This window comes from Arthrobacter sp. 10T413_2, assembly GCF_056394205.1.
Genome location: NZ_JBFTHK010000264.1, coordinates 1 through 4,583 on the forward strand (window position 1 = coordinate 1; position 4,583 = coordinate 4,583).

Here is a 4,583-nt window from a genome sequence, read left to right on the forward strand (position 1 = left end):
GTCCGGCAGCCCGAGGACGAGCTCACCGAGGCCTGAGCAGACTTGACCGGGCCGGCACCCCACCAAATACAGGCGCTCAAAATACAGGCGCACAAAATACAGACGCTCAAATGCCGCCACAAAGACCGAAGGCCCCGGACGAATGAGTCCAGGGCCTTCGGTCTTTCAGTGGAGGACATACGGGTCGAACGTATCGAGGCCACCCCAGTGGTGGATCCCCCTCGCATCTGGCTCAACGCCGGACGAGATATCGACTATACGTTGCCGTGCGGAGTTCGACAAAATCGGCCGCCGGCGGCGCTGCGCCCGATAGCCTTGCACCATGAGCCCTGCGCACCCTGAAAACTGGCCTGTACTTACTGTCAAAGGAACCGTCGACGGCGCCCTGCTGCGGGACGTCGCGGCCCTTGTCGCCGCCGCGGAAGAGTCCKACGGCAATCCGCCGCTCTCCGAACAGACCCTCGTAACGCTGCGCGCCGCCGATCCCGGCGAGCATTCGGTGCTGGCCCTGGCGCTGTACGCCGCGGACGACAAGTCCGACCCCGCGACGGCCCAGGACCTCGCCGGCGTCGCCGTCGTCATCGAAGAACCCGACGGAACCGGGGTCCTCGAGGTCGCGGTCCATCCCAGCTACCGCAACCAGGGCGTCGGMGACCGCCTGGTGGGRGAACTGAAGAACGTCCGCGGCTTCGCGGGCCTCAACGCCTGGTCGCACGGAAACCACGAGGCCGCCGCGGACCTSGCGGCCCGCTACGGCTACGGCGCCGTCCGCGAACTGTGGAAAATGCGGCTCATGACGGCGGCGKCGGAGCTGCCGGAGGCCGGGCTCCCGGACGGCGTCCGGCTCCGCACCTTCGTACCCGGCCGGGACGAGGACGCGTGGCTGGCCGCCAACAAGGCCGCCTTCGCCCATCACCCGGAGCAGGGCAACATGACGCGCGCCGACCTGGACGCCCGCATGGCCGAGCCGTGGTTTGATCCGGCAGGCTTCCTATTGGCCGTGGACCCGGCAGACCGGATCCTCGGGTTCCATTGGACCAAGGTGCACCCCCGGCACGGGGACCACCCGGCGATCGGGGAGGTCTATGTGGTGGGCGTGTCCCCGGAGGCCCAGGGTTCCGGCCTGGGCAAGGCCCTCACTGTTGCCGGCATCAAGCACCTGCAGGGCCTCGGGCTCCGGGCCGTCATGCTCTACGTCGACGCCGACAACGCCCCCGCCGTCGCGCTCTACCGCCGGCTCGGCTTCACCCGCTGGGATGTGGACGTCATGTACGCGCCGCTCCCGCAGCAGTAATCCCGCAGCCCTCATCGGCCCCGCGGACCGGCGTTAGTCACGTCGGCGGACTACGGGCCCGACCGGGMCGAAATCTGGGGCCATCGGGCCGTTATTGCTTGTAAGGTTGAACCTACATCGCGCCAGCATTGAGGAGACACCATGCCACGGGAAACTGCCCGGACATCCACGTCTGAACCCGCTACGCCGGAAAAKGGGGCGCGCCCGGTACGTGCCCGCTTTGGCTCCTCCGAAGTGCCGGCCTCGCGCGCCACCCAGGACCGGATCGACATTCCGGAGTTCGCGCCGAACCTGGAACCGGAAGGCGAAATCAGCCCGGACCGGTTCCTGGACCGGGAGCTGAGCTGGCTCGCCTTCAACGCCCGGGTCCTGGAACTGGCCGAGGACCCCAATCTGTACCTGCTGGAGCGGGTCAGCTTCCTGTCCATCTTCGYCTCCAACCTCGACGAGTTCTTCATGGTCCGGGTAGCCGGGCTGAAGCGGCGGATCGCCACGGGACTCGCCGTCCCCTCCCCCGCCGGGCTGAGCCCCATGCAGGTCCTGGAGCAGATCGGCGACGCGGCCCACCAGCTGCAGCAGCGCCACGCCCGGGTCTACGCCGAACAGATCAGGCCCGCTCTGGCCTACGAGCACATCCACCTGATGCACTGGGAGGAACTCGACTCCCAGGCCAAGGACCAGCTCAGCGCCATGTTCGCGGAAAAGGTATTCCCGATCCTGACCCCGTTGGCCGTGGATCCGGCCMACCCCTTCCCCTACATTTCCGGGCTGTCCCTGAACCTGGCCGTGGTGGTCCGCAACCCGGTCAGCGACAAGGAGCTCTTCGCACGTGTCAAGGTTCCTGACCAGCTGCCGCGCCTGATCTCCATCGACGGCCCCCGGGCCGGCGCCGTCCCGGGACGCGTGGCACGGTTCATCGCCCTCGAAGAGGTCATTGCCGTGCACCTGGACCAGCTGTTCGCCGGCATGGAGGTCCTGGAGCACCACACCTTCCGCGTGACCCGCAACGAGGACGTCGAGGTTGAAGAGGACGACGCCGAAAACCTCCTGCAGGCACTGGAGAAGGAACTCCTGCGCCGCCGGTTCGGCCCTCCCGTCCGGCTCGAGGTCACCAACGACATCAACCCGAACATCCGTGCCCTGCTGATCCGCGAGCTCGGCGTCGAGGAATCCGAGGTCTACTCCGTCCCGGCACCGCTGGACCTGCGCGGCCTCTCGGTCATTGCCGGGATCGACCGGGCGGACCTGCATTACCCGAAGCACGTCCCGCACACCTCGCGGCACCTCAACGAATCGGAGACGTCCAAGGCGGCCAACGTCTTTGCCGCCATGCGGCGCCGGGACATCCTCCTGCACCACCCCTATGACTCGTTCTCCACGTCCGTCCAGGCGTTCCTGGAACAGGCGGCCGCGGACCCGAAGGTCCAGGCCATCAAGCAGACCCTCTACCGCACGTCCGGGKACTCGCCGATTGTCGACGCCCTGATCGACGCCGCCGAATCCGGCAAGCAGGTCMTTGCCCTCGTGGAGATCAAGGCCCGCTTCGACGAACAGGCCAACATCTCGTGGGCCCGGAAACTCGAGCAGGCCGGCGTCCACGTGGTGTACGGCATCGTGGGCCTGAAGACCCACTGCAAGCTCTCGCTTGTGGTCCGCCAGGAAGTGGACGGCCTGCGCCGCTACTGCCACATCGGCACGGGCAACTACCACCCGCGCACAGCCCGGTACTACGAGGACCTGGGCCTGCTGACGTCCAACGAGCAGGTGGGCGAAGACCTCTCGAAGCTGTTCAATMAGCTTTCCGGCTACGCGCCGAAGTCCACGTTCAAACGGCTGCTCGTGGCGCCGCGCTCGGTCCGGTCCGGTCTGATCGACAGGATCGAAACCGAGATCAGGAACGCCAAGGCCGGCATCGCCGCCCGGGTCCAGATCAAGGTCAATTCGATGGTGGACGAGGCCATCATCGATTCGCTCTACCGCGCGTCCCAGGCCGGAGTGCCGGTGGACGTCATAGTCCGCGGCATCTGCTCCCTGCGTCCCGGCGTTCCGGGCCTGAGCGAGAACATCACGGTCCGCTCGGTGCTGGGCCGTTTCCTGGAGCACTCGCGCGTCTTCGCGTTCGCCAACGCCGGCGACCCCGTGGTGTACATCGGCTCGGCCGACATGATGCACCGCAACCTGGACCGCCGGGTGGAGGCCCTCGTGCAGCTCACGAGCGGCGACGACACGAGCTATGTCCTGGACCTGCTCAAACGCTACATGGATCMGGAAACCGCCAGCTGGCACTTGGACAAGCAGGGCGACTGGACCCGCCACCACCTCGCGGAAGACGGCCGGAACCTCGACGACGTCCAGTCCTGGCTGCTTGCCTMCCGCTCGCGTCAACGTTCGACCAGCCTGCGGTAKAGGCCGTGAGTGTGAGCAGCGATGCACTGGTTGCGGACCAGACGGACCAGCCCGGCGAGGCGGTTGCCGTCACGGCGGCCGGCGCCATTCCGTGGCGCCTCAATTCGGTAAACAAGGACCAGCTTGAGGTCCTGCTGATTCACCGCCCGCGGTATGACGACTGGTCCTKGCCAAAGGGAAAGATCGACCCCGGCGAGACCATTCCGGAATGCGCCGTCCGCGAGGTCTGGGAAGAAATCGGGCTCGTTGCTCCTCTCKGGATCCCGCTTCCGCCCATCCACTACCACGTGCCCGCCGGGCTGAAGGTGGTGCACTACTGGGCGGKCGACGTCAACGGCGCTGCGCTGGTGCCGGACGGCAAGGAAGTGGACAGCATCATGTGGTGTTCACCCGAAAAGGCCGCCMGGCTGCTGAGMAACCCCAGCGATGTMGAGCCGCTCGAGCATCTGGCCTCGGCCCATGCCCGCGGCGAACTCAAGACCTGGCCCCTGCTGGTGGTCCGCCACGCGAAGGCCAAGCCGCGCTCCTCCTGGAGCAAGGCCGAGGGTGACCGCCCGCTGGCCGCGACCGGCATGCGGCAGGCGCAGGCGGTGGGCCGGCTCCTGCAGGCCTGGAAGCCGGCGAGGATCGTCTCCAGCCCGTGGCTCCGGTGCGTGGCSACCATCGCTCCCTACGCGAAGGCGGCCGACGCCAAGGTGAAGCTCAACGAGGCTCTCACCGAGCACCGGCACGGCCGCAGCCCGCACAAGACTGCCGCCGCCGTCKAGGCGCTGTTCGACAAGCAGCGGGCCGTGGCCCTGTGCACGCACCGCCCGGCGCTGCCGACCGTCCTGAAACAACTCGAAAAACACATGAACTCCCGCCTCCGGGACGAACTGCCGTC

At 67.4% G+C, this 4,583-nt stretch carries 3 protein-coding genes; all 3 read left to right on the forward strand.

The window, feature by feature from the left end; translation table 11 throughout:
- The first annotated feature begins 322 nt into the window (after positions 1 to 322).
- Positions 323 to 1,294, forward strand: a complete 972-nt coding sequence (gene mshD / locus AC1DBQ_RS22100; RefSeq protein ID WP_476930550.1) for a mycothiol synthase — start codon at positions 323 to 325, stop codon at positions 1,292 to 1,294.
- 141 nt (positions 1,295 to 1,435) lie between these two features.
- Complete coding sequence (locus tag AC1DBQ_RS22105; protein WP_476930551.1) at positions 1,436 to 3,709, forward strand: RNA degradosome polyphosphate kinase; 2,274 nt, start codon at positions 1,436 to 1,438, stop codon at positions 3,707 to 3,709.
- A gap of 2 nt (positions 3,710 to 3,711) precedes the next feature.
- On the forward strand, positions 3,712 to 4,583 hold an 872-nt coding region (locus AC1DBQ_RS22110), incomplete at its 3' end, for an NUDIX hydrolase (RefSeq protein ID WP_476930552.1).